Annotated in this window: 11 protein-coding genes and 3 pseudogenes; 2 read left to right on the top strand and 12 right to left on the bottom strand. The window is 50.1% G+C overall.

Annotation, left to right across the window (positions count from 1 at the left end; translation table 11 throughout):
- Positions 1 to 96: 96 nt before the first annotated feature.
- The 3 genes and pseudogenes from P6574_RS08725 to P6574_RS08715 form a co-directional block, all read right to left on the bottom strand.
- Positions 97 to 8424, bottom strand: coding sequence for a cadherin-like domain-containing protein (locus P6574_RS08725; protein ID WP_405048136.1), 8328 nt, complete (start codon positions 8422 to 8424; stop codon positions 97 to 99).
- Positions 8425 to 9602: 1178 nt separating this feature from the next.
- On the bottom strand, positions 9603 to 12653 hold the full coding sequence (locus P6574_RS08720) for a carbohydrate binding domain-containing protein (protein ID WP_310619953.1): 3051 nt from the start codon (positions 12651 to 12653) through the stop codon (positions 9603 to 9605).
- Between the two features lie 323 nt (positions 12654 to 12976).
- Positions 12977 to 13261: pseudogene (locus tag P6574_RS08715) on the bottom strand (transposase); the annotation flags it as partial.
- Between the two features lie 148 nt (positions 13262 to 13409).
- Between P6574_RS08715 and P6574_RS08710 the strand changes: the two are divergent.
- A complete protein-coding gene (locus P6574_RS08710; RefSeq protein WP_405048082.1) occupies positions 13410 to 13787 on the top strand; it encodes a helix-turn-helix domain-containing protein in 378 nt (125 codons plus the stop codon).
- Positions 13753 to 13995 (top strand): annotated as a pseudogene (locus tag P6574_RS08705) (IS630 family transposase); the annotation flags it as partial. The gene P6574_RS08710 and the pseudogene P6574_RS08705, both read left to right, overlap by 35 nt.
- Positions 13996 to 14126: 131 nt before the next feature.
- On the opposite strand, the gene istB reads toward P6574_RS08705, so the two are convergent.
- The 9 genes and pseudogenes from istB to P6574_RS08660 all read right to left on the bottom strand — a co-directional run bounded on the left by istB (position 14127) and on the right by P6574_RS08660 (position 24309).
- A complete protein-coding gene (istB, locus tag P6574_RS08700) occupies positions 14127 to 14858 on the bottom strand; it encodes an IS21-like element helper ATPase IstB (RefSeq protein ID WP_310619952.1) in 732 nt (243 codons plus the stop codon).
- A complete protein-coding gene (locus tag P6574_RS08695; RefSeq protein WP_310619951.1) occupies positions 14855 to 15148 on the bottom strand; it encodes a hypothetical protein in 294 nt (97 codons plus the stop codon). The genes istB and P6574_RS08695 overlap by 4 nt, the downstream gene beginning before the upstream one ends.
- Positions 15149 to 15471: 323 nt before the next feature.
- Positions 15472 to 16356 (bottom strand): annotated as a pseudogene (istA, locus tag P6574_RS08690) (IS21 family transposase); the annotation flags it as partial.
- Positions 16357 to 16492: 136 nt separating this feature from the next.
- Positions 16493 to 16723: a transposase gene (locus P6574_RS08685; RefSeq protein ID WP_310622129.1), complete on the bottom strand. Its 231-nt coding sequence runs from the start codon at positions 16721 to 16723 to the stop codon at positions 16493 to 16495.
- A 242-nt stretch (positions 16724 to 16965) separates the two neighbouring features.
- Positions 16966 to 18279, bottom strand: a complete 1314-nt coding sequence (locus P6574_RS08680; RefSeq protein ID WP_310619949.1) for a hypothetical protein — start codon at positions 18277 to 18279, stop codon at positions 16966 to 16968.
- A gap of 1 nt (position 18280) precedes the next feature.
- Positions 18281 to 18838, bottom strand: a complete 558-nt coding sequence (locus tag P6574_RS08675; protein WP_310619948.1) for a hypothetical protein — start codon at positions 18836 to 18838, stop codon at positions 18281 to 18283.
- A gap of 10 nt (positions 18839 to 18848) precedes the next feature.
- Entirely contained in the window at positions 18849 to 20240 is a 1392-nt protein-coding gene (locus P6574_RS08670; protein ID WP_310619947.1) for an FAD-dependent oxidoreductase, read from the bottom strand.
- Positions 20224 to 21042: an FTR1 family iron permease gene (locus tag P6574_RS08665; RefSeq protein WP_310619946.1), complete on the bottom strand. Its 819-nt coding sequence runs from the start codon at positions 21040 to 21042 to the stop codon at positions 20224 to 20226. The genes P6574_RS08670 and P6574_RS08665 overlap by 17 nt, the downstream gene beginning before the upstream one ends.
- On the bottom strand, positions 21043 to 24309 hold the full coding sequence (locus tag P6574_RS08660) for a multiheme c-type cytochrome (RefSeq protein ID WP_310619945.1): 3267 nt from the start codon (positions 24307 to 24309) through the stop codon (positions 21043 to 21045).
- Positions 24310 to 24490 lie beyond the last annotated feature (181 nt).

Below are 24490 nucleotides of genomic sequence, written 5' to 3'. Positions count from 1 at the left end.
CGTGCTCTTTATTCGAATGCCTGTACTTTCCACCTAAACCCAATCCTTGGCAAATACTCGAGTTTGCCAAGGCCCAGGTGGGAGGATTGTCACCCTCTACAAAATGACATTTCCATCACTGGAATCGTCTGTGACGTTAATAATCACGTTAGTGGGAATCATATCCAAAGTGACAGCGACCTCGTAACCCTGTTGACTGCCTGTACCATCTTGATCCACGCTGATCTCTCCAGTATTATTATTGAATTGAACAAAGTCACTCACATCACCGTTTACTTCTAATAGGGCAGAGAGGTCAATTACATCTCCTTGTTCGGCAGAGTAGTCGGCGATGGCGTCAAGGGCATCGAGATTATTGATCAAGAAATTATCAGCCCCTTCACCGCCAATCAAAGTATCCCCCCCCAAGCCGCCATCCAGAATATCACGTCCAAGACCTCCAACAAGAGTATCTGCACCGCTTGAACCGATAGCAATATCATTCCCCGAGCCAAGATTGACCGTATAGCCTTCATAGGCAAAACTCAGGTCTACAAGATCTTGTCCGCCAAGAGTACTAAATGCATCAACGTCAGCGTATGTGGAACTCTCATCAATGATAACAGCATCATTTCCGCTGGTTCCCTCTGCCACATCAAACGTGTCTTCTGACCCCGTAACATTGCTTAGGAGATTTGCACTCTCACCATCGGCCACATCAACTTGTAAATCCGTAGCGCTCATCTGTAACTCAAGCTCGTTATCAGCCAGAACAGTGGCCACGGCATCCACCTGAGCGGGTGAGTTTTCATTGTCAGTAACTTGGTATGTAAGGTCTACTTGCCCCTCAAAGCCTTCTGCTACTGTTAGAACCCATGTTCCGGCATCTTCCCCTTGTGCAAGGGATGCGTTGCTGGAGTTGGTTTGCAGGTTGATTACGGAGAGATTCTGCGAGTCTGGATCACTATAATTTTCCAGCAGGCTGGTTTCAGTGATTGTGAAGTTTCCGTACCCTTGACCGTCCAGCACTGTGTCAGCGTTAGCGTGTGGCTGGGCATTGATCGTGGTACTAAAATCGACGACAGAGCCTTTCCCTTCACTGGTTGTTGCTTGGGCTGTACCACTAATCTCCCCAAAGAAATCTGCAGGCACAAGGGCCACGATAGCCGCAAGGGCGCTGACAAAGGCCTGATCACTGCCATAGGAGCCACGAGAGAGAGAGAGCTCCTGCCCATCTGCAGACAAACTACCACTATTAAAAGTGGCACCTTCTGGTAGATTATTAAATGATAGTGTAATGACTTCCAGATGTTCAGTTTCTGGCCCCACACTGTCTGTCACGATGGCACTTAGACCAAAATCAACCTCCAGAACGCTACCGCTTTGCGCCACATCAGCCACATCAACTTGCAGATCTACATCTGCTTGAGGAGTAACGGTGATGGTAAGCGCAGCCGGTTCGGATTCTTCAGTGGCGTTGGCTGCTGAAGGATCTTCGACTGTAGGCTCCAATGAGACAGACACAATTTGTAATGTAATCGTCTCAGCGCTGTCGGGAGCAGGTTTGAAACTGACACTATTAATGCCTGCAGCCTCAATATGTGCCTCTTCGGGTCCAGTGGCAATGGCCGCCCCGTCCACTAAGATTTGTGCCCCGTCCGGGATATCTCGAATGATAAAGTGGCTTAGAACTTCAGATGTATCGCTCAATTCCCCTGAGATTTCGAGAGCAATGGCAACATCTTCCCCTGTTTCGGTACTGGTTACGCTGACGTTTGGAGCATCAGCATCCGGAAGGACTTTGAAGAGAAAATCCGCAGACCCTGTGTTGGTATCCCCATTAGATAATTCCAGAGTATTCACTTCCACCGTCAATCGTACCTGTTCGGGTAACGTGACGCCGTCCATATGAACATTCGCTTCAGTAAGGCTAATCTCAAGGAGAGCATATTCTTCAGGGGTCATGGTGAAGCTGCGCAGGCCACTTTCGTCAAGTCCGTTGTCAGTGCCCACATTCACACTCAGAAAATCAGGAAGGCCTGCAAGTGTTACACTGTAAACCTCAGATCCATCCACATCAGGCGTGGAGGTTGCGATGACGTTGTCAACCAGCAAACTCACATCCTCTAGCGTTGCGGCTACTGGCAATTCTTCTCCATCCTCAACACCTGTCTCAAGATGAGAATCGAAGGTAACAATGCCGACATCTGCGACCGCTTCCACAGGTACTGTCACTGTTGAAGTGGTGGAGGCGCTGTCTCCGTTAGGTTCCACTGAGGTGGCTGTTACAGTTATAGGAATATCGCCATGCAGGTGCAAAGTGGGGAGCAAGGTGAGATTTGTGGTATCACTGGATACTTCATAGTACAATTGACCATTGGATACACTGCTGGGAACGAGTGGTGCTCCGTTGCTATCCGCAAGAACGCCTTGGTTTGCCTGAAGGGAGAGTTCTATACCATCGCCCAGTGTTTCTCCTTGATCCACTAGTCCCACGGAGATCACGATGGGAATGGCCGTGTCCTCATAGCCTCCTGAAGAGTGGACTTGCACTGTTGGGCCATCCGCCACTGGATCAATGTAAACACTGGTGACCTGCTCAACACTTTCATAAAGTCCGAACCGGGCATTTAGAGACTGTGAAAGAACAGACATGGTTTCTAGACCATCTACTGGCGAGTCTGCGCTCGACATATTCTCGGGAAACTCTATGTAGTAGTTGGTCTCTGAATTTGCAGAAGCATGGTTTATGAAGTAGGAACCCGAAATAGGGTTATAGCTGACCGCATCAGCCGGCTCTGCACGGATCACCGATCCTTGAGGCACTCCTGTAATTTCGATGGAACCCTCTTGCGGAATCTGCGAGAAATCCCCGCCATAATTATTGAGAATTACGTTAAACATAGCTTCTTCGTCCTCGCTCCCAACGATGGGGGAGATGGCCACATCCGGCGGCTCGGGCAGCTCTGGAGTAACGGGAGGATTAGAACCGTAGCCACCTCCGCCGACACCATTGTGACCATTTTGATCCGTAACACGGACAAAGAAGTCTGCTTCAGAAATGGCAACGCCGGGTAGGGCTGAAGCCTCGATTACAGATGTTCCTGTAGGGACTTTTTCATCATCTTCAACCACGATAGCGCGCAACGTAAACTCGTAGTCTGTGGTACCCTCGACATTGACAGGGATGAAACTCAGATTGCCGATATCAGATGCCGAAACGATGACCGCCCCCGCACCGGTATCCACTCCGTTTACGAAAGAGACGGCAGGGGCTGCTACGGTTGGTCCATTTTGTTGGGCCATTGTGGACAGACTGTCGCCTGTGATAACGAAGTAGAGATTTTCTGAGCCATCATAGTTGATACCGTCGGGCATAAGCTCGGTCATCATACCGCCAAGACGTGTGGCTGCACCTGCCTCGCCTCCAACTGAGCTATCAAGAAGGAAGGTACTATTGTCGTTGCCAACGTAGGCCTCTTCCGGGGCAGTAACTTCCGGTGTATCCGCGACCCCTTTTACATTAATATTTAAGGTACCACTCTCGGTTTTTGTAGGCCCATCTGGATTAGTAGATTCGCGAATGCTGTATTCAACACCCAAAGAAAAGTCCTCATTACTGTCTTTGGGAGGTAAGATGTACAACTCACCAATTCTACTTGAATCGATGCGCAGTTCGCCAGCTTCATTGGCAAAGATCTCCTCTGCACTTGGCTCATCAACGCCAAGGAAAAAGCGTACTTCCTGTCCAACTGAATTGGTCGCTCCCTCATCAAGGCTTAAGACGACATCCCCGATAAGCTCTTCAGGAGAATCATCCGAAATATCAATGAGATTTCCATCAAGATTTGGCCGGAAGGCCTGATCTTCAAAAGCATTGAAAGTTTGGTCCGGTTGACCACCGTCAATGGACGGAGTGACCTCAATAACCAACTGACCCGTATCGGTCTGTCCGGTTTCACCATCATTAAACTCACGAGTGAGAACACGGGCAGTAATTGAGGTCGTACCATCATCACTGCGTATAGGTTGCCCTGACACTGGGTCTGATGTCAGTACACCTGAAAAATGTTCCGGTATCCCACGTAGAACTGCACTACTCCACTGGCCATTTTCCAAAGCCCAGTCTGTTGTTCCAGTAGTGGTATCAACTCCCATAAGTTTCGCAGGTGTTAAGGCTCCTGTCTCATTTTCGTAAAAGACAACAACGCCTCTAGGAATGCCATAAATACCTACCGTTTCAATGGTTTCGGAACCTTCCACATCCGGGTTTTGTGGAGAAAGGGGAATGGGTAACCAACCACCTGCAGCATCTACTGCAGCTTCAGTCACCGCAAAAACATCCCCTAAAGTGGAGAGGTCATTTACCGCTTCCACATTAACATCCACAGAAACAGAAACCGTAGTAGTATTTTGTAGGCTAGCTTCCATATTGCGGGTATCGGTTACTGTCAAATCTACGGATATATCACCAAAGAAGCCACTGGAATCTTGTCCTTTCAGACTATCTGCTGCATCCACATCTCGGTCGTCGTGGGCAATAGGAGTGAGAAGCAATGCACCTTCAAATTCCTGTACTCCCTGTTCCATGACCAATGTAAGCTGGCCGGTCTGGGCGTCATATGTGGCGCTTTCAACTTTGTCCGCATCTGCCCCAAATAGGGTGGGATCAACAGTACCTTGGTCACTATAGGCAAACCATTCGTTGGGCACATTATTGATCAAAATCTCAAATAGATCTTCGGAACCATCTTTATCAGGTGTTGCAGCCTGCACTTGAAGTGTGAAGGAGCTGTCCTCGTAGATCTCTACGGTTGGTGCATCTTGCCCAACAGTCGCGGAAACACTTTTTGTAAGATCTGCTTGAGGTGAGGTGCTGAAGCCATCTTCAGCAGGACTGACTGTCACTGTCAGCAGAGCTTCAGCTTTCGGCTGTACCGTAATCGTAGTATCGAAGGCAATTTCAATTGAATTATCTGTCAGATCATATTCATTATCACCCTCTGCGATTGTTTCATGAACGTCCAGCTTGCCATCCACACTGAATACGCCGCTAAAGTTTTGCGGGTAGGAGATACGCAGGTTTTTAACGAAACCTTCAAATTGAGCATCACTGACGTTTTCCGGTTGGGTAACCGAATAGGTTGCCTGAGCGGCGTCACTGTGAAGTAGAACAATCGAGCCCTTTTGGGAACTTGCCGAAGAGTACAACGTCACGCTATCAGAGATCGAGAACTCTTGGGAACCGGTCTCGTCCGCTGTAATGGTCAGTGTGAGAGCGCCATACTTTTCAGAGCCATCTGTATCACCTAGTTTAAGCTGGGTAATACGAATTTTGGAGTTCCCCAGAGAATCTAGATCTTCCGTGAGGGTGCGATCTTGATCCTTCAACAATGGTTTATCTATGACTGCATCTACGTCCACATCAACGAAACTGCTGGCAGTCTCTACAGAATCTGGAAGGCCCGTGGCGCGGTCCACACTTGTGACAGTTACCGTCAGCTCGCCACCCATCAGGCTTTCTACATCCAAAGATTCATTTGCACTGGGGGTCAGGGTCAAATCACCAGACCATTCCACTAAATCTTCCACTAGAGTAATGGTCAAATCACCGCTATTTGCATCATAATTAGCTGATTGAATAAACTCTGCCCCAGAGGAAAACGCGTTAAGGTCCACACTGCCGTCAGACGTCGTGGTCAACCAACCTTGCGGGGTATTGGATAGGACAACAAAGGACAGCATTTCAGAACCATCCATATCCGCTGTATTGGCTGCAATGTGCACCGTAAACGGAGTCTCTTCCTTCACGATCCGAATGTCCCCTTCAGAGGCTTGCGCAGTGACAGACAGGGTGATTGAGGGCTCCGCTACGGGTAGAACGCCAATAGCAAAAGTGGCTGTATCACTGCCCTCATTGGAAGTTGCCGTGATCTGTGCAGTTATCTTTCCGGAAAAATGCTGAGGCACACCTGAAAGAGCGAGAGCTTCAAACTCTGCAACAGTTCCCTGCCATAGTCCGGCTTCTGCCTCAAAAGTACCGCCATTGAAAAACGCGGGGTCAGGCAGTCCTGTAAAGTGAATCTGAATGGGTTCCTGTTGTATCTCGGAGAGATCCGTATCCAGCACCTCAACGCTGAGGTTGAAAGGAAGTTCGGTGTAGCTGTCTTCTGTAGTGGTTATATTCTCATAGGTTAACTCTATATCTTCCTGAGCGTTGATTGTCATAGAGGCTGAAGTGGAACGCTCTCCCTCAGGAGTAACAATTTTGATATCATAGCTAATAGGTCCAGCAGCTATTCCCTCTGGTGGACTGGTGGTGGAATAGTGCTCGGCAAATTCAAGAGATAGGGCGTTGGCCTCTTGCACAGATCCGGTCCACACGCCGCTTTGCGTATTCAAGGAGCCATGGGAAGCGCCTGTCGAGGAGGGCAAGTTCTCAAAGGTAATAGTAACTGTGTCCGCTGTCTGGTTGGACCCTTCGGATCCATCTGCATCAGTTATTGAGGCACTGATGTTCAAGTCCACAACCACACCAGCCCCACTGGCATCTTCATAGGCTGTGATGTCATTGGCACTCAATTGAATATCTGCGTCGTGTTTCACAGCGACGGTGAAGACTTTAGTAGCAACTCCATGCTCATCCGTATTGACTGTCAATTGCCCATTTAATTCACTGGCGGGATTAGTTGTCGAAAAATCAGCTGGAAGTTTCAGGACTACCTCGCTTATTTCATTATGCGCACCCCAGTAATCTAAGGTACCATTTGAAATGCCGGTGTTTTGGAACGTTGTTCCCCCGTCGGTTGAGAGCAGAGTTCCCTCAGGCAGCCCATTCATCAAAAGAGTTAGAGTGACAATGTTCTCGGAGTGATCCTGATCCGTGACCTGTGCATTAAAGTAATCACCAAGCGAAATATTGAGCCCCTCACTGCCCTGACCCGTTTCCTGAAGAGTGATTGTGGCCTTGCCGCTACTCAGGTCCATGGCCTGAGAATAGTTAAGCTCTAAATCTCCTTCAACGGCGATATCAACTTTAAAGGAGGAAGTTGTACTTACACCCTCATTAGAGGTCGCACTAACTTCCCCAATCAAGGGGCCTTGGTCGGATTGGGTGGCGTAATCGCGAGCGAAAGTCAGGGTTAGACTCTCAAACTCAGCAGGAATTCCAGTGAACTGATAATTGCCGTCGGCATCTACTGTTCCATGACTGGCAGTTGCCTCTTCAGGAAAATTGGAGATAACCATAGAAATCGTCTCCAACATCTCCGACCCGTCACTATCGGTAGTAACAATGGCAACGTGATCGGCCGGATTAATGATAATCTCCGCATCCGTCTCTTGTAGGTTAAAGTCACGGGTTTCAATGGCAATATCGACTGTGGGCTCGATAACCAGCGAGCTTTCAAAGGTGAGTGGATCTCCCGTTGTATTGATAGAAGTCGTTAGCTCTATGGGTTTATCTTCCACAACACCGGTTTCAAATAGTCCAACATTATCGATCAGAGCCCCAAAAGCGTTGTTTTGTGAAGCCAGTTCAGTAAATGCTAATCTGTCAACCCCGCCAGTCCCTTCTACTGAAAGCGTTATCGTTGACCACCCCTGCCCCCATGCAGGATTGACTGTGGCAATGGATTCACCATTCCATACCACATCGAAAGTACTGGATTCCCACACACGGGTGGCCACATCAAAAGTAAGCTGATAAGTCTGTCCGGCCTCTGTCTGGATATCTTGATAGATGGTGTCCACCTCCCGCTCTGCGTCCAGTTCCATCCACTGTCTACCATCGGTGGCGTTGAACCCAAGACCTTCATCTTGTATCTCAATACGCCCGCCTTCCCAGCCAGCAACACCCACACCATCAACAAACGAACCCCATGAGCGGCTACCCAGATCCGCGTCTTCGAATGACCCGTTGACGATCAAATTGTCGTTGCCTATCCCGGCAAGATTGGAGGTGGAATAGTCTTGCGGGAATGTAAGGCTTAAATCGTTAGCCTCATTAATGGTGCCTGTCCATGTGAGGCCATCCAGATCAAGTGTACCAACATTGGAAAAAGTACCTTCCGGTAGCCTGTCGAACGCGATAGTGACGGCTTCGGCTTGATCCCAGTCCGACCCGATTTGGGATGTATGTAATGCACTTGCGGAAAAACCAACATCAACAGTGACGCCTACTCCCGAACCATCTTCAATTGCCGCCGCATCTTCAATAATGCGATCATTACTGATAGCAAAATCTAGCGTTTCGTCGCCGCCTTCATCTGTTTCAACTCTCAACGATCCAGTGATGGAAAGTTCTTCCGTTTCTGGGGAAATAGCCGGTAAAGATAACACAAGCGAACTGAGATCACTGGCATCTCCCTTGAAAGAAAGTACTCCGTTCACCGCTTCACTTGCTTGAAATGTTAACCCGCCATCTGTAGACAGGCGCGCTCCCATGGGTAGGTTGGATAAGCTCAAAGTGTATACGGTAAGGCTTTCCGATTGATCAAGGTCGGTAACTTGGGCCGAAAAGTACTGGGAGAGTTGCAATTCTACGTTTTCTCCCTGCGTATCTGTATGGGCGAGCACGATGCTTGGCGTGTCCCCAGTTTGATCCATAGCCTGCGTATAGTTAAAAGCCAAGTCAGCTTCTGCTGCCACTTGCAGAGTAAAGGGTGAAAGAGTGGTTTCTCCTTCATTGGAGCGTGCTGACACGCCACCTTCAATAGAAGTTGCTGGATTTTCGGAGGAAAAATCAGCGGGCAGAGTGAGTTCTAAGGCTTGGAATTCGTAGGGGGGGCCAGAAAATGAAAAGGTTCCATTTTCTCCAAAGTCACCAAAATTGGCTGTTGTACCCTCCGGTAAGTTTTCCAGTGTTACACTCACCATCTCAATGACTTCAGACAGGTCTTGATCGGAGTTAGCGACCAAAAGATATTGTGAAAGTTGCACTGTCACAGAGCCATCAGTCTCCGTGAGGTTTATATTTGAGGCATTTATGGAAATATCATGGGTTGGGTCAATAGTAATGGAAGAGCCGATAGTTTCGGAACCCTCACTCGTACGGAGGGTAATCTGAGTACTGATAGGTTCAACTTCCACCACCTGAGCGGCGCGAAGTTGCACATTATCAATAAAGGCTCCAAGTGCACTATTTTGCGATGCCAACTCCGCAAAAGCTAAACGGTCAGCTCCCCCTGTTCCTTCCACGGTTAGCGTCACGGTCTCCCACTCACGCCCTTGAGGCACTACGGTTGAGATAACCTGTCCGTTCCAGCTCACATCAAAAGTACTGGTATCGTAAAAACGGGTGGACACATCGAAGGTGAGTTCATAAAGCTGCCCCGCTTCAGTCTCCACATCTTGATAGACCATATCAACACCGCGTTCCGCATCCAGCTCTATCCACTGGGTGCCATTGGATGCCTGATGCCCCCAATGGTCTTTTTGGACCTCAATTCGTTCTCCGGTCCAACCTGATACACCTTCCCCGCCCTCAAACGAGGCCCAGTGACTTCCCTCAAGACGGTCCTGCTCGAACGAGCCATTAAAAATGAGATTATCGCCATAACTTTCCACTTGGTAGGACGTCGAAAAGTCCCCCGGGAAGTGAAGGATTAAGGCATTGGCCTCGCTCACGGAGCCTTGCCATGTGAGTGATTCCACATCCAAAACGCCACCATTGGCGGAAGTTCCATCCGGTAAGCGGTCAAACTGTATACTGACAGTGTCAGGAGTGTCGCCATCCCCTTCCGAAAGGTCAAGATCTGTAATAGCGGCGGAGATTCCGAGATGTACGCTGGTGCCTTGGCCGGGCGTGTCTTCAACACCCATAGTCGCTTGGGCTGCCAGTTGAATGTCCGCTTCAGGAGCGATTTGTACAGCGAAAGCAAGGTTCTGTTCCCCCCCTCATCGGTAAAGGCGGTGAAGCTACCAAAAATTGGAGTGTTGCTCCCAGCGGTGGAATAATCTGCGGGGAAGAAGAGAACGAGATCCGAAAAACTATCAGTAGGACCACGATAAGACAGAGTATCTCCTAAGATATTAGCGGAACTAAATGTTTCTCCACCATCAGTCGAGAACTCAGTATTTTCTGGAAGGTTAGCAATTTCAAACGCAATAGCATTAAAGCTTTCAGAGGAATCCGCATCAGTTGCTTGTGCAGCAAAGTAGTCAGCAAGATTGATTTGCTGGCCTTCGTTACCGACGTCGGTTTCAGTGAGATAAATCGTCGCCACATCTCCCGTGGTATCTATAGCCTGCGTGTAGGAAACCTCAAGGTCTCCCTCTGCACCAATTATCAGCTCTATAGGGTAGGCCGAGGTTTCTCCCTCATTGGAAGCTGCAGAGACGGAGCCTGAAATACTTGCCTGAGGGTTCTCGGTGGAATAATCCTTTGGGAAAGTAAGGATCAGATCTTCAAACGCACTCGGCGAACCAGTGAAAAGAAAAGTACCATCCGCCTCAAGTGTCCCTGCATTGGAGAGTGTACCCGCTGGCAGCCCCTCCAACTGCACGGTAATGCTCTCCAGCGCTTCTGAACTGTCGATGTCGCTAACCTCTATACTCACAAAATCCGCCACCTTGATCATGAGCGGCGCATCACTTTCCATATAGTTGGCCTCACCAACCTCAATGTGAATATCCTGAGTGGGTTGTACTTCAACGGTAGAGGTGACACGTTCTGTGCCCTCGGGAGTAGTGATGGTTGTGCGCAAGACAATAGGAGCCTCTTCCATCACAACGGTCTCAACCAGTTGTACATTGTCAATGAAGGCTCCAAATGAACTGTTTTGGGATGCCAGTTCGGTGAAAGCCAAACGATCCATCCCACCTGTTCCTTCCACGGTGAAGGTCACAGTTTCCCATTGCCGCCCTTCCGGGATAACCGTTGAAATCACCTCACCGTTCCAGCTTACATCAAAGGTGCTGGTATCAAAAAATCTCGTAGATACATCGAAACTGAGTTGATACTGTGCCCCTGATTGGGTCTGAACATCCTGAAAAACCGTATCAACACCCATTTGAGCGTCCAGTTCCAACCATTGCTGCCCGTTGGAGGCAGAATGTCCCCAGTGGATATTTTGCAACTCCACCTTTTCGCCAGACCAACCCGGGACCCCTGAGCCTCCCATAAAAGAGCCCCAGTCTGTGGGATCCAGATAGGTTTGTTCAAATGAACCATTAACTATCAGGTTGCTGCTGACAGTTACTTGCTGAGCCGTCGTAGAGTAATCCTGCGGGAAAGTGAGGGTAAGTGCATTAACCTCGTTTATGGTACCCGTCCAGATGAGACCTGATACATCAAGGGTACCGCCGTTTGCAGTCGTGCCCTCCGGCAGCCTGTCGAACTGAATGGTGACAGTATCCGGGGTATTGCCAAGACCCTGGGATGGCTCAGTACCGTCCACGGATGCATTGATACCCAAATGCACGGTTGCCCCCGTATCAAGCTGTTCGTTGACAACAGTATTCTGGGCGGAAAGGTCCACGTCTTCCATTAAAGTCGACTGTATCAGAAAGCCCTGACTGGCCCTGCCATCTTCATTGGTGAATGCTGTAAAGATCCCTTCCACGGCACCGTTACTAGAGTAATCAGCAGGCAAGGAAAGATAGAGTTCGTCAAAACCTGCCGCTGGACCCCGATAAGTCAAAACTCCGTCGCTGATATTGGCGGCAGTAAATGTCTCTCCCCCGTCATACGAGAATAGAGCACCTTCCGCCAAATTCTCCAAACGCAGTGCAATTTCTGTGAGCGTTTCCGATCCATCAAGATCGGTAACAGCCGCCTCCAGATACTGGGAAAGCCGAATGAGGTGGGCAACTCCCTCTTCACCGCCTTCAGGAACAAGAATTGCTGCGCCCTCACTACTGCTATGCATGGCGTCTGTTACGCCAACAATCACGTCCCCTTCAGGCACGTCATAGTCTTCCAAAGGGATTAGGGCTTCAAATCCATGCTGGAAGGACTTCGAGATCTGGACCTCGGTTGCCGCAAAATCGACTGCACTTGGCAGTATCAAAGAAAACTCAGCTAGATCGGCACCAGTACCACTGAAAACAATACTACCATCTTGTAATTGGACGCCCCCTACAGCCTCTGCACCCTCAGGCAATCCATAGATGCGAATTGAAAGACCTTCCGCGTTTTGCAACTCCGAGACTTGGGCCTCATTGAGACTTAGGGCGTCTGCTAGACCCACTGAGACTGTATCTTGAGAGCTAGGAATAGCTTGTTCTATACTAAGGTTTATTTCGGATTTATTTCCAATGTCCACATGAAATTTACCATGTGTTATTTTATTATCTACAACAATGGGAAGAGAGCCGGTTACAATACCTTGGAAGTCATTTGGAAGCTGGAGCACCAGTTGCTCAGCCTCTGATAAAGTTCCCCGCCAGAGACCGTTTTCTCCCAAGTCACCTTGATTTACACCGGAATTGGGCGGCAAGTAGCTGAACTGGATAGTCAGCTCATTGCTTTCACTTGCGCCAGCTCCTATGAATTCAAGATAGCGGTCAAAATCGATCAAGTCGTTAACTGCAACACTCTTTACACCATTACTGCTTTCGCTCATTCCTATGAGAGAGGCTGTGTTTGTTCCTCCACTCTCTGCGTTACCATGGCTGTTAGAGCTATCAAACGAATAGTGCTGCCCATTGTTATTATTGTTCGTATCAGCCATCTCTCGCCTCTATGAATTACCAATGTATTGCGCGTGTATATTTCAACAAGAGCAAGTTATTTATCTTATCTTTAGATCAACATGATTAGCCTATATTAATACCATACGCGCAATATCATATAAATAGATAAATTCTGATGTATTATAAAAATGAAAATAATGTTTAATTCCAACTTTTATGAAATTTATTAGATTTATTATTTCATTAAGCATAACTCTACTAAGATTATATAACTTCTATACTTAACAAATCTCAATTAACTCATGAGCACCTCTGAAACACCATGCTCTTAGAGTTTTTGTAGGAATAATACCAACGGCACTTATGATTGACCTGTATGCGCCCAATTTCGTCTACCGATTGATGTGATTGTGTGGGGTTGTTGAATAAGCTTATTCCAAGCGGAACAGACGGCATCGACAATTTCCTGGTAGTCTTGAAAGGTTCGGTTAGAGAGCCAGTTTTGACGTAAGTACTGCCAAACATTTTCAACCGGGTTGAGCTCCGGAGAACGGGGTGGGAGCAATAAGATGGTTATATTATCAGGCAACTTCAGTTTTGCTGTTGTATGCCAACCCGCTTGACCTATCAGGACCACCGCCACTGCCCTCCCGACTCAATACGGTGGCCATTGGCCTATATTCGCAGAAGACACTAAAAAGCATAAGACAAGCGTGTCGATACAGATTGGGTTCAGGATTCCCTAAACCAGTAATTTGTGATTCCATGTCTTTGAGGTGAGACGGGAGCCAAGCATGGGAAAACCACATCCAATTGAATTGCGAGAACGTGTTGTGTGCATGGTCGCAGAGGGGAATAGTCATCGTTCTACGGCGGCACATTTTCGTGTTTCTGTTAAATTTGTGAATGACATGGTCCGTCTAAAACGGGAGACAGGCTCTCTTCTGCCCAAACGACAAGGTAATCCCGGTCGCGGAAAATTGAGTGGAGTTAAGGGGCGGGTCCGGCAACGCTTACAGGAAAGAGGAGAGCTGACCCTTGATGAATTGGTTTTGGAGCTATTCGAGCAACACGCCATCAAGGTGCACCGTTCTTCTGTTGGTCGACTCTTGCACCGCCTCGGGCTAACACACAAAAAAACACTTGCTGGCCGCAGAGCAAAAGCGCGCTGATATCCGCCATGAGCGCCATGTCTGGATTGCTCGTCGCCAACCTTTTATGAAGAGCCATTTGCATAGGCTTGTGTTTATTGATGAAACCAGCCTTAAAACCAATATGGTCAAGACAACCGGTTGGGCACCTAAAGGCGAGCGACTTCTTGATCACGCCCCTTTTGGTAACTGGAATACGCAAACCTTTATCGCCGCCCTCAGGCATGACTGTCAATAAGCATTCAAATTTGACCCACCTTCAGCACTTAAAATTGACCCACCTTTGGGCCCAGAGCAGCCTGGCTGCAGAGGCCGTTTGAATAGGTAAGTCTGTGCAGCCAGGCTGCTCTGGGCCTCACCTTATTTTTGGTTTCCAGTCTTGGACTGTGCAAATCGGTAGGAGGAGTTTCCTGTCTCCAGAATTATGCAGTGATGGGTGACGCGGTCTATCAGCGCCGCTGTCATTTTGGCGTTGCCAAATACACTGACCCACTCTTTGAAGACGAGGTTGGTGGTCAGGATAATTGAGGTTGTCTCATAGAGCTTACCAATCAAATGGAACAGCAGTGCGCCGCCAGACTTTGGAAACGGAATATAACCCAGCTCATCCAGGATCACGCAATCTGCAGCGAGCAGTTGTTTTTGCAGCCGTCCGGCCTTGCCCTCTTTTTCTTCCTTTATCAGCGCATTGACAAGGTCAACTGTATTAAAGAACCGCACTTTCTTCTCCGCCTCAATGAGGCTGGTTCCAAGGGCTGAAGCCACGTGGGTTTTGCCGGTTCCAGGTCCGCCAATCAGGATCAGATTCTGAGCTTTGGCGGTAAACTCCCCACTGGCCAACTCTTGTAGCTTTGCCTGCTCCACAGGACACAGTGCATAGTCAAAGCTGGCAAAGTCCTTGTGATGGGGAAAGCGGGCAGCTTTCATACGATTTTGAATAATACGCTTGTGTCGTTCACTGCGCTCACAGTGGATGAGTTGGCGCAGCGCCTCTGGCAGGCTCACCGCCCTCTGGCTTGCCAGCAACTCTTTGGCCGCCTGCGCCATCCCATGTAAACGTAGCTCACTCAGCTCCTCAATCAGGCCATTCATAGGTGCTCTCCCGGGGACTGGAGGAGCAGGTCATATTGCCCGCAATTGGCAACCGGAGGCATCTGGAGGGCTGGCGTATCTTGCCCCTCAAGCGGGATCTGTTTTGGCAATGCTGGCTCTGTGAGGTCATAAAGAAGAGCAAGGATTGCAGACAGCTGCGTGGTTTTATAGTCCAACGCCAACTCACAGGCCATTTCCACGGCCTCTTGTCCATGTTTTTGGGTCAGGCTCAGTAGTTCAACAAAGTCTCGGTCCCCACCACGCTGGTTGCGATAGTGCTTCCAGATCATGGCCAGAGCCTCAGGGGCTTCCCAGTGCCGGAACGGCGCTCCATTGCGTAAAGCCCCGGGGCGCTGCTTAAGCAGCGGCAGGTAATGCCAGATCTGAAAACACTTTTGATGGCGGCCAAAGCAGCGTTTGTGCGTAGCCAGAACCCGCTGGCCATCGGTAATGGTAATGTACTGCGCATAACTGCGCAACGAGACCGTTTTAAAGCTGTACGCGCAAGGAACGGAATAGCTGTTGTATCATACTGGACCAAACAGGTGCCGCTGACACGAGCTGTCCGCTCCCGATAGCCATCGAAAGCCCGGCCTTTGGAACGCAAACAAGCATGCTCCCTCTGGAAAACCTCAGCAATCGTCTGGCTCTTGTCTTCCGGGTGACCCTTTTGCGCCAACGCCTCACAGCGCAATCGCAGATGGGCATTGAGGTCCTCAAGCGTTGCAAACGACAGTTTGGGACAAAACACTTGTCCGCGCATCACTTTGACCTGATTTTCAACCTGCCCCTTTTCCCAGCCGCTGGCCGGGCTACAGGCAACAGGCTCTGTGGCGTAATGGCTCATCAGTGCTTGAAAACGGGGATGAAATACCCGTTCCTTGCCTTTGCCGATCTGAAGCACCATGGTTTTGGGATTGTCGATAATGACCCGCTCGGGGATCCCGTCATAAAAGGCAAAAGCCTCATTAAAGGCATCCAGAACCATCTCCTGGGACTCACGCAAATAAGCAATCAGAAATGGTTTGCGTGAATGACACAGGCGAAAATGAGCCACATATATCCGTTGATCCACCCCACCAAGGCACACCACCTCATGGCTCCAGTCAAACTGCACCGCATCGCCAGCGTCAAACTCGAGCGGAACATACCCCTTTAACGGACCGCCTTTGGTTTTGAGGCGTAAAATATACCGCCGTACCGTATCATAGGACCCTTCAAAGCCTTGTAAAACTAAGGCCTCATAAAGACCACGCATACTTCGGCGCTCTCTGGAAGGACGTAAAAGGTCAGCCTCAAAAAGAGACTTGAGGTAAACTTCATAGTCCAGCAAGCTGCGCAGCGGACGCGCTGAACTCAGTTTATACTTTGGCTCGACGATATCATTGCGCAAATACTTGCGGATGGTATTACGGGAAATGCCGGTGCGCCGGCTTGCCTCCCGAATTGACACTCCATCCACCAGAACCCAACGACGGATCTTAGCAACTGTTTCCATGCATAACACCTGACTGCTTCTCCGTGCCCGAAAAGACACGAAAATTTAAACACAGAAGGTGGGTCAGTTTTCAATGCAAATTAACCCACCAGGTGGGTCAAATTCTCATGCTTTTCTACAGCCTTGAGCATATGACTTACTTCCCGAACTTTGGTGGAGGATACGTGTAAAATACACTACGGTAGAAGTGAACCATACGGCGTTGCCAGCAGGCGTCAGGCAGCTTCTCATCAGTGCTTTCAATCAACCCAAGGCAGGCATCAGAAAGGATCAATTGCACGCCGAAAAGACCCCGATCTATCAAGTGGCGGAGAAACGACGACCAGCCGGCCTTGCCTTTCTTGGCCTCTTCAACAACCCCGAGGATCTCACGGTAGCCTTCTGCGTTAACTGCAGAAGGCTACCGTGAGATATTGCGCACTTCCCCAACCCAGAAGTGCTTCATCACAATGCCGTCCAGATACAGATAAGGGTGTTTCCCTCGATGGGACGATGACACCACTCCTTGATCTTGGCATAGATCTTATTATTGAGGTTGAAAAGTATGAGTCGGAAACTAACTTGCGTAGCTTGGGCATCCACCTCTTGCTCGCCTCTTTCTCAGGCAATTTAATAATCCTCATCAGGTTTAGGACATACTGAAAAAAGTAGTAGTTTTTTTTCACCTGGGACGCGGCCTTTGAAATCTAGGGCTGCTTTGCACCAGTTCTCACTGGGGGTGGAGGAAGAGACCTTCCACAACCGCTGTTGGTTTGAAAGCTGAACATGGATGCGCGTGGAGTGGGTGTAATAGGCATCTATGACTTGGTGCTGGCCCAGTTTGTCCCGCAGGGTGTAGAGACCGTGATTGGTAATCAGCAGCCCCTCGTTTTGCTTGCTGAGGTAGTTTCCTACCTGTTCTAGTGGAGAGAGATTTGGCTCATTCAAGAGAATCTGGGGCCATAAGATTAGTTGCAACAGAGCGGCAATCAGCAGTGTATAGTTGGTGTATTTCACCCGCACGCTTGCCATCCAGACGACAACGAGCACTGAGGGCAGCAGAACATGACGCAGGCTCTCCGGGTTCTGGGCAAAAGCCGTCCAGAGTACCGAAGACAGCATGGCAATAAAAAGCGGTGTGATCTTTGGCTTGGCAGCAAACGTTAAAGCTCCAAAGAGCATGAGCAACAGGAGAGCTGCAAAGGCTATGGGCTCTGTTGCAATAGCATCCAACCAGCTAGCACGGTTCGCACTCTCTTCAAAAGACGTATTTCCCCAAACGGAGAAGTGCCCCTTTGTGAACCGCAGAGCCTCGTTCATATAAGAGCTGCCTTCAAGGAGAAGCACCGCGCCGAAGAACAGGAAAAGCGTTCCAGCAGTAGCAATAAAGAGCTTTAATCTCGCTTCCTTCTTTCTGCACCACTGGGCAAAAAGCACAAGAGCAACAGGCACTAGGAATGAGGGCCGACAGGCCAGTGCAAGGCCTGCACAAACACCCGAGCTCCCATATTTTTCTTTTCCCATCAAAGAAATTGCGGCAAAAAAGAAAGCAATGCCTGTCGCATCGCTCATCATGCTCAGCCCCACTAGTGACAGAAATGGCTGAGTCAGAACCGTAAAAAAGACAAGGAGCCTCCCCGCTTCAGAGGCCCCGTTATCGCGTGCGGCCCATGTAGCCAGTGGCGGCAGAGCGAGAGCCGAGAATAGCGACAGGAAGAACACGGCTTGTTTGCTACTCAGGCCAAGCAAATGCAGGAGTTTACTGAAGAAGATAAACCCCGGGTAGCCGGGAAAGTGCGGACGGAACTCCAGCACACTGAAGCGCAGTGTTCCACCGACAAAAAAGAAGGCATCATCTGATGGAATGCTTGGGGAATGGCGAAGGAGCCAGAGGGCTAAAGCCGCGTAGCATATCAGCGCTGCTAACCACCCTGCCCGCAGCATCCTAATTTGCCAAGGCCTCCAAGACATCCTCAACAGCAGCATTATAAGCTACCGGATCCGCGTCTTTTTTGCCGACCCCAAAGACGCCGGGGTTGCCGATGGCTTCAAGCGCCTTGATAAGGCCTTCCTCTACTACCTGTCGCTGCGCGCCCGGAAGTTCACCGGCCATGGCATCGAAGAACCGTTTTGACTTCACCACCAGAACTTTGGCGGTTTGGTAGTCATCAAGGTTCTGGGCACCCGCGTGTAACCGGCGGGCAATTTCCGCCTGAAAGGCGCGGTTGATTGCCGCCGAGATTTCTAAAGCATCTTGTGAAGCAAGAGCATTATCTAAAGCCTTAGAAAGCCCGCTATCATAATCCTTTGTGAGATAGGAGATTTCTTCGGATACTTCTCCCGCCGCCAGAGTTGCCACTTCAAAATCTCCCGCATTCACCGCAAGTAAAATCGCTTCACGTGCATCTATCAGGGGCTCTTTACCGGCGGCTGCGTAGGAGTATGCATGGGCTGGACCGGCCACAAACAGGGAAAGGAGCACTGCATAAATTACATTTCTCATTCAGGTTCTCCTATGCAACGCTTTGGGTTTCAATAACGGTGCGTTCGCTTCGATGTTCAAAAATGGTTGCACGCCGGTCTTCAGCTTCAATCACGCTGTCGGCTGCCATCTGCCCCATTTCCATGGAAGTATCCGTGAAGATATAACGGAAGGTGCCCTGCCGGCCGCACTGGATCAGGTTGTCAAACTGATTAAGGTGCCTAATAGCCTTTGCCCGCTCCTTTTCATAGCCAACGCTCATGAGAGGATAGGCCTGACTTTGGTAGGTGGAAAAGCACTCGCCCGTCGCCGCAGAGCTATCAAGCCCAAGTTTTTTCAAAACATCACAAGCCTTGGCAAACATCTGCTCATCGTTCATCTGCCACAAGGCGCTATCCGGATCACAAGGGATCTCCAGCATGGCGGAGGTGTGTCCCTTTGGTGCCATGAACTTTGAACGCCGCTTGGGTTCCTGCAGGCGCGTTGCCATGATGTCGGGATCGGACAGGTACTGCCATGTGCAATCAGAAAGGTTGTTCAACTCAAGTGGCATATTGAAGAACCTCAGCCCGCGGAATGTCAGCGAGCTTTCACTGCCCGTAAGGTCCACCATAAGCGGAAGCGACAGGGTGGAAATTACCGTATCAGCCTTATATGAGTTCCCCCCCGCCTTCACAGCGGTAATATGAGGGCCAGCATAATCAAAGCCATTGACTGGGGCGCCATAGACAATCTTGCCACCCAGCACTTCCACCTTCTGCGCCATGCGCTCAAAGATGACGCCAAACCCATACTTAGGATAGCGGTAGCTTCTGGCATAGGTGCGCGGGGTGTCCTTGCCCATGGGCAGAAGGCGCTTTGCCACATCTTTCAGGTCCAAAAGGCTGATGCGCTGTCCGGCCCAGTCAGCGGAAAGCTTTTCAGGATCAACGCCCCAAAGCTTAGCGGTGTAGCCCTCAAAAAAGTTCTGATAGAGCGTTTTACCGAAGCGGCTGGTGATCCACGTTGCAAAATTGTCGTCGTTGGGTCTGGAGAGCGGCAGAACCGTCAGATCTTTCAAGGCACCAGCCAGCAGGGAAGCCGGAGCCGTTTTTAGGATGTTCCCCATAGCCAGCGGATAGTCATAGATGCGCCCCTGAAATCGGATTACGCTCTTGCGCTGGCTGGTCAGCAAGTCATCGCCCACCAGCTCTTCCACCAATTGCAACAGCTGCGCGTTGTGGGTGATGAAGCGATGCCCACCATAATCAAACCGGTAGGTGCCATGGCGACCTTCAAACTTGGTTGTCCCGCTCTGACCGCCCTCTTTCACCGCCTTTTCCAGCACTGTCACACGGTGCCCGGCCTCCAGCAGCCGAATGGCAGCAGTCAGCCCCGCAGGCCCTGCCCCCAGAACCAGAATATGATCAGATCTTTTTAGCATAGCCGCGGCTCCAGAAGCTCAGGAATAGTCCAAGGTAAAGCGCCCAGCTTGCAAACTGGATCAGCGTTGGAGAGGCGTTATAGCCAAAAAGCGCACGCATAAAAGTTCCAAAGGTGCCCTGATCATCCAGAATGAACGCGATATTGAAAATCTGCTCCACGACCACCGGCACAACATCAATGGCCTGCAGCATATTGATCGCAGAAGAAAACAGACCGGCAGCGATGATGATAATGAGCAGGCTGGTGTATTTGAAAAACGGCGCAATGGGCACCTGACGGGTGCCGCGCATCATCGCCCACACCAGCACGATGGAAGCCATCAAGCCAAGCGCTGCGCCGATCAGACCATTTTCCAGTGTGACGCCCTGCCCTGAATACATGAGCGCGGAAAAGAACAGGACTGTCTCAAACCCTTCGCGCAGCACTGCAATAAACGCCAGAAACACCATGCCCCAAAGGTTGCCCGCCGAGATATGTGCGTGCAGCTGTTTTCTGACATGGTCCACCTGCGCCTTGGCTTGCCTGTGCATCCACACTGCCATGTAGCTGAGCACCAGCGTGGCAAACAGCAGGATAAAAATCATCAACAGGGTCTGGTAGTGCTCGTTGGAAAACTGATCAATGACCACCTGAAACACGAAGGCCAAGGCCAGCGAGACGATGAGGCCCAGAGCAACGCCCAGATAGACATATTTATTGTAGCGGCGCACATCCAGTTTATGCATGTAGGAAAGAATGATGCCCACTAGCAGGAAGGCTTCCAGCCCTTCGCGGAAAGTAATCAGAAAACTGGCAAACATTTATGGCCGCTCCAGAGTTTCATTTAATTCAGCCATAACAACAGCTTCTGGGTTGGGGAGTTCCGGATAGGATTGGCGCACCGCATCCGTCACCCACTGAGGGTAGATGCGGAACATCATTTTCACATCCAGTTTGAGCGGATAGGCGATACCTTCAGGCAAAGCAAAGGCTTCATCGCGGTAGCCGTCCGCCGGAATTTTTGTATCTTTGAGCATCTTTTCGTAGCGCCAGAATTTCAGACCAACCGGATTGCCGTCCTTGTCCCCAAAGACCTTCTGGAACATGCGCGCATCTGCTGACACAGCTCCATTTGCGTCCATTTGGCCGTCTTTCAGAACAATGTTGCCATTTGCGTCCGTCACGCTCACATCCAGCCAGAGCTGGCGGAAATCCGCAACGCCCGTTGGCAGGGCATGGCCTGCCCCCACGTTGTTAACGCGAATAACCAACTGGCCGTTTTCATCAATCCGGCTTTCCAGCCTGGCAGCAGTGCGCAGCAGCTCAATGCTCATATCAGAGAGCTTCTTGTTGCGCAGGCCCACCAGATGGTGATTTGCTCCGGTGAACTGGTGCGTTACCACATTGTCTTTCACCTTACCGCCGTCGGTGGAGATTCCCGGTACATTCTCACCGATTTTCTGCACATCCCCCATCATATGGCAGCTAATGCAGGTGCGGTTCTTGGAAGGGTCATCAGGATTGTTGAAGGAGGATTTCTCCCATTCCCCATAGGTATTCACGATAATACTGCCTGTGCCCGGTGCCACCTCATTGTGGCAGGTGCTGCATAGGGCCGAATCTTTATAGAACGGCTGGGAGTAGGACTTTGCGTGCACCTCTGGTTTGGCGTTAATCTGCCGGTTACCAACCCAGTGCAGCAGCCCGTTGTCGTTATCTTCAAAGATATACTTTTCCCGGTCTTTCACGTTGACGGTAAAGCTAGCATTTGTGCCCGCTTTCTTGCCCAAAGCAGCTTCAATTCGGGTGATCCGGTGGCAGAACAGACAGCCCGTGCCCTCATCGGAATCCGGCTTGCCTTTTTCAAGGGCGTCAAAGAGGCTGGCGCCGCCCTTTTCAAACATATGGCCTTGTTGCGGTGTGGTTTTCGGCTCGGTGAACTGCTCCTGCGGCTCATGACACCCCAGACACCACTTGCCAAAATCCTTACCCTCTGTCTGTTCAGCAACGGATTTCACCACCATGAAATATGGATTGGATTCCCCCATCAAACGATGGTTGGAATCTGCCCACTGCTCAAACATATCCGAGTGGCAAGAGGCACAGGCGGCAGAGTTTACCCACTCCTTCTCATGCAGAACTTTGCGTTCATCATCAAGGCGCACCCAGCTGGCGTTTAGAGGCAGGTTTCCAAGGGAAGTCACAAAGGCTTGTAGAGCCTCCATATCCTTTCTCAGGATGTCTGATGGTTCATCCGCATTGGTGGGCAAAGCCCCGTCACGGTCATCATGGCCCATGCCGCCCTGCGTCTTTTGCATGATGCGCAAATAATCGCCGGTAAAATCGCCGGAAATCATATTCTTGAGGTTGCCATGCCCGATCACCGACCGCTTAAACTTATCAATAGGTGTAGAGCGATAAAGATAGCCGTTGGTGAAGTTAAAGCCATCCACATGGCAACTCTGGCAGCTCATCCAGAAATCGCCTGCGGTGGGTGTTTGTTTGGCGTCATCTGAGTTGGCGCTGTTAAAGAGGGTCTTCCCGCGGCGCAGTTCAGGGTCCATGGGATCCGTTTTGACCAGAGGTGTTCGTGCCTCCTCGCTTAAAGTGATCCGCGCAAACGGCCCCTCACCGCCCCGTTTCAGCTTTACAAGGTCAAGCGTCATGGCGTTTTGAACAAAGATGTCCTGACCAGAGACAACCAGTCCCCGTGGGTTATTTCCCGGAATATGACGGAAGATCTGCATCACCTTGGCGCCGCCCTGATTGATCTTACCTTTTCGCCGGGCTCTGCGTTCTTTCTTGGCTGTCAGCGCGGTGCGACGGGTCAGGTCAAAAACCATCAGGTCTTCACTGCCCGCCAGCGTCACATAGACCTTTTTGCCATCCTCGGAGAACTCCGCATCATGAGGATTGGAGACAATACGGGTACGGTTATTGGTGTCAACAATATTGATCTGTTTAAACAGATGCTTGCGCCGCTCCGCCACCTCTTTTTCCTGATCCCGTTCAAGGCTGAGCACCGACACACTGGGAAACACGGTGGACTGGAACTGGAAGGGGTGATCAAAATTCCAAAGTACGTGCGGTAGCCATGCTTCCTTTTCATCAGGGCTAACGGCTATATCATCCAGAATACGTGGCAGGCCTTGCGAAACGGTCTCATCACTCTCCTGCGTTTGTGCAAGCGCTATGGTCTTTAACAGCTTAAGCGCACCTCCTGCTGTTTCCAAGATAGAAACCTTGCCCACCATGGCATGGGTGACGATCAGCCGTCCGTCACTGAGTAGCGCCAGACCCCGAGGGGTTTCCTCGCTCGTTTCCTCCTGTACGATACCTTTTTGCGGATCAACAGCAATGATCTTATGGGCCTCAAACAAGGAGACCCAATACAGGTCATTGGCTTTGTCATAGACAATACCAAAGGGCCTGTACCCTGTTTTAAACTCTGAGAGAATTCGATTATTTTTCAGGTCAACAAAGACCACTCGGTCACCGGTGTAATCCGTCACACCTGCAATATTCCGCTGCTCATCAAGCGCGGCGCGGCGCACGTCCCCGCCCACGTAGGTCTCTTGCAGGATCTTGCCGCTCTCCCGATCAAGCACAGAAACACTGCCAGCATCAAAGTTTGCCGAAACAAGCTTTTTGCCGGTCTCCTTCTTAATCAGAGAACCGCTTTCAACTGCGGAATAGGCAGGTGCCATGAGCGCTGTAAGCGCCAGAAGAAAGGGAAGCACCCACGCGGCCACCTTCAACATTGAAAAGCGCTTGGCATGAAAGAATACAAGAAATGAAATCGGTATGGCGGGTACCAGATGTGCCCAATAAGCCACCTGCCCCAGCACATTGCCGCGGTTTCCAAAAAAAGCCAGATACGCGCCGCTAAGGGCCAGCAGTACCAGCGCTACCTCAATAATCCGCCCGCTCAAACGCAAAAACGGGCGACCATTCTTTTTCAAGATATCGCGGTGGGAAAGCCAGAATGGGAGAACGACAAGAGGAAAAAAGATAAGAGAGGCAATATAGTGGATTGCAAGCGTGGGCTGGACAAACGGCCAGGAAAGGCCAACAGTATCCCACAACATAAGTCCACTTATGACCAGGAAATAGAGTGTAAATTCAGCGTGTTTACTTTTGTAACTCTGGCGTTTCCAAAGTCGTTTCAGTGTACCGGTTCGCACTGAATTTGGCCCCTTTGCAGGTTCACACTTATTGCTTGCAGCGTCCATGGGTGCGGATCAATTCATCTTTATTGTTGTTATCTAA

Origin of the sequence: Pseudovibrio sp. M1P-2-3, assembly GCF_031501865.1 — a bacterium.
In the GTDB taxonomy this organism is placed as follows: domain Bacteria; phylum Pseudomonadota; class Alphaproteobacteria; order Rhizobiales; family Stappiaceae; genus Pseudovibrio; species Pseudovibrio corallicola.
This window is presented reverse-complemented; position numbering and strand designations above follow the sequence as displayed.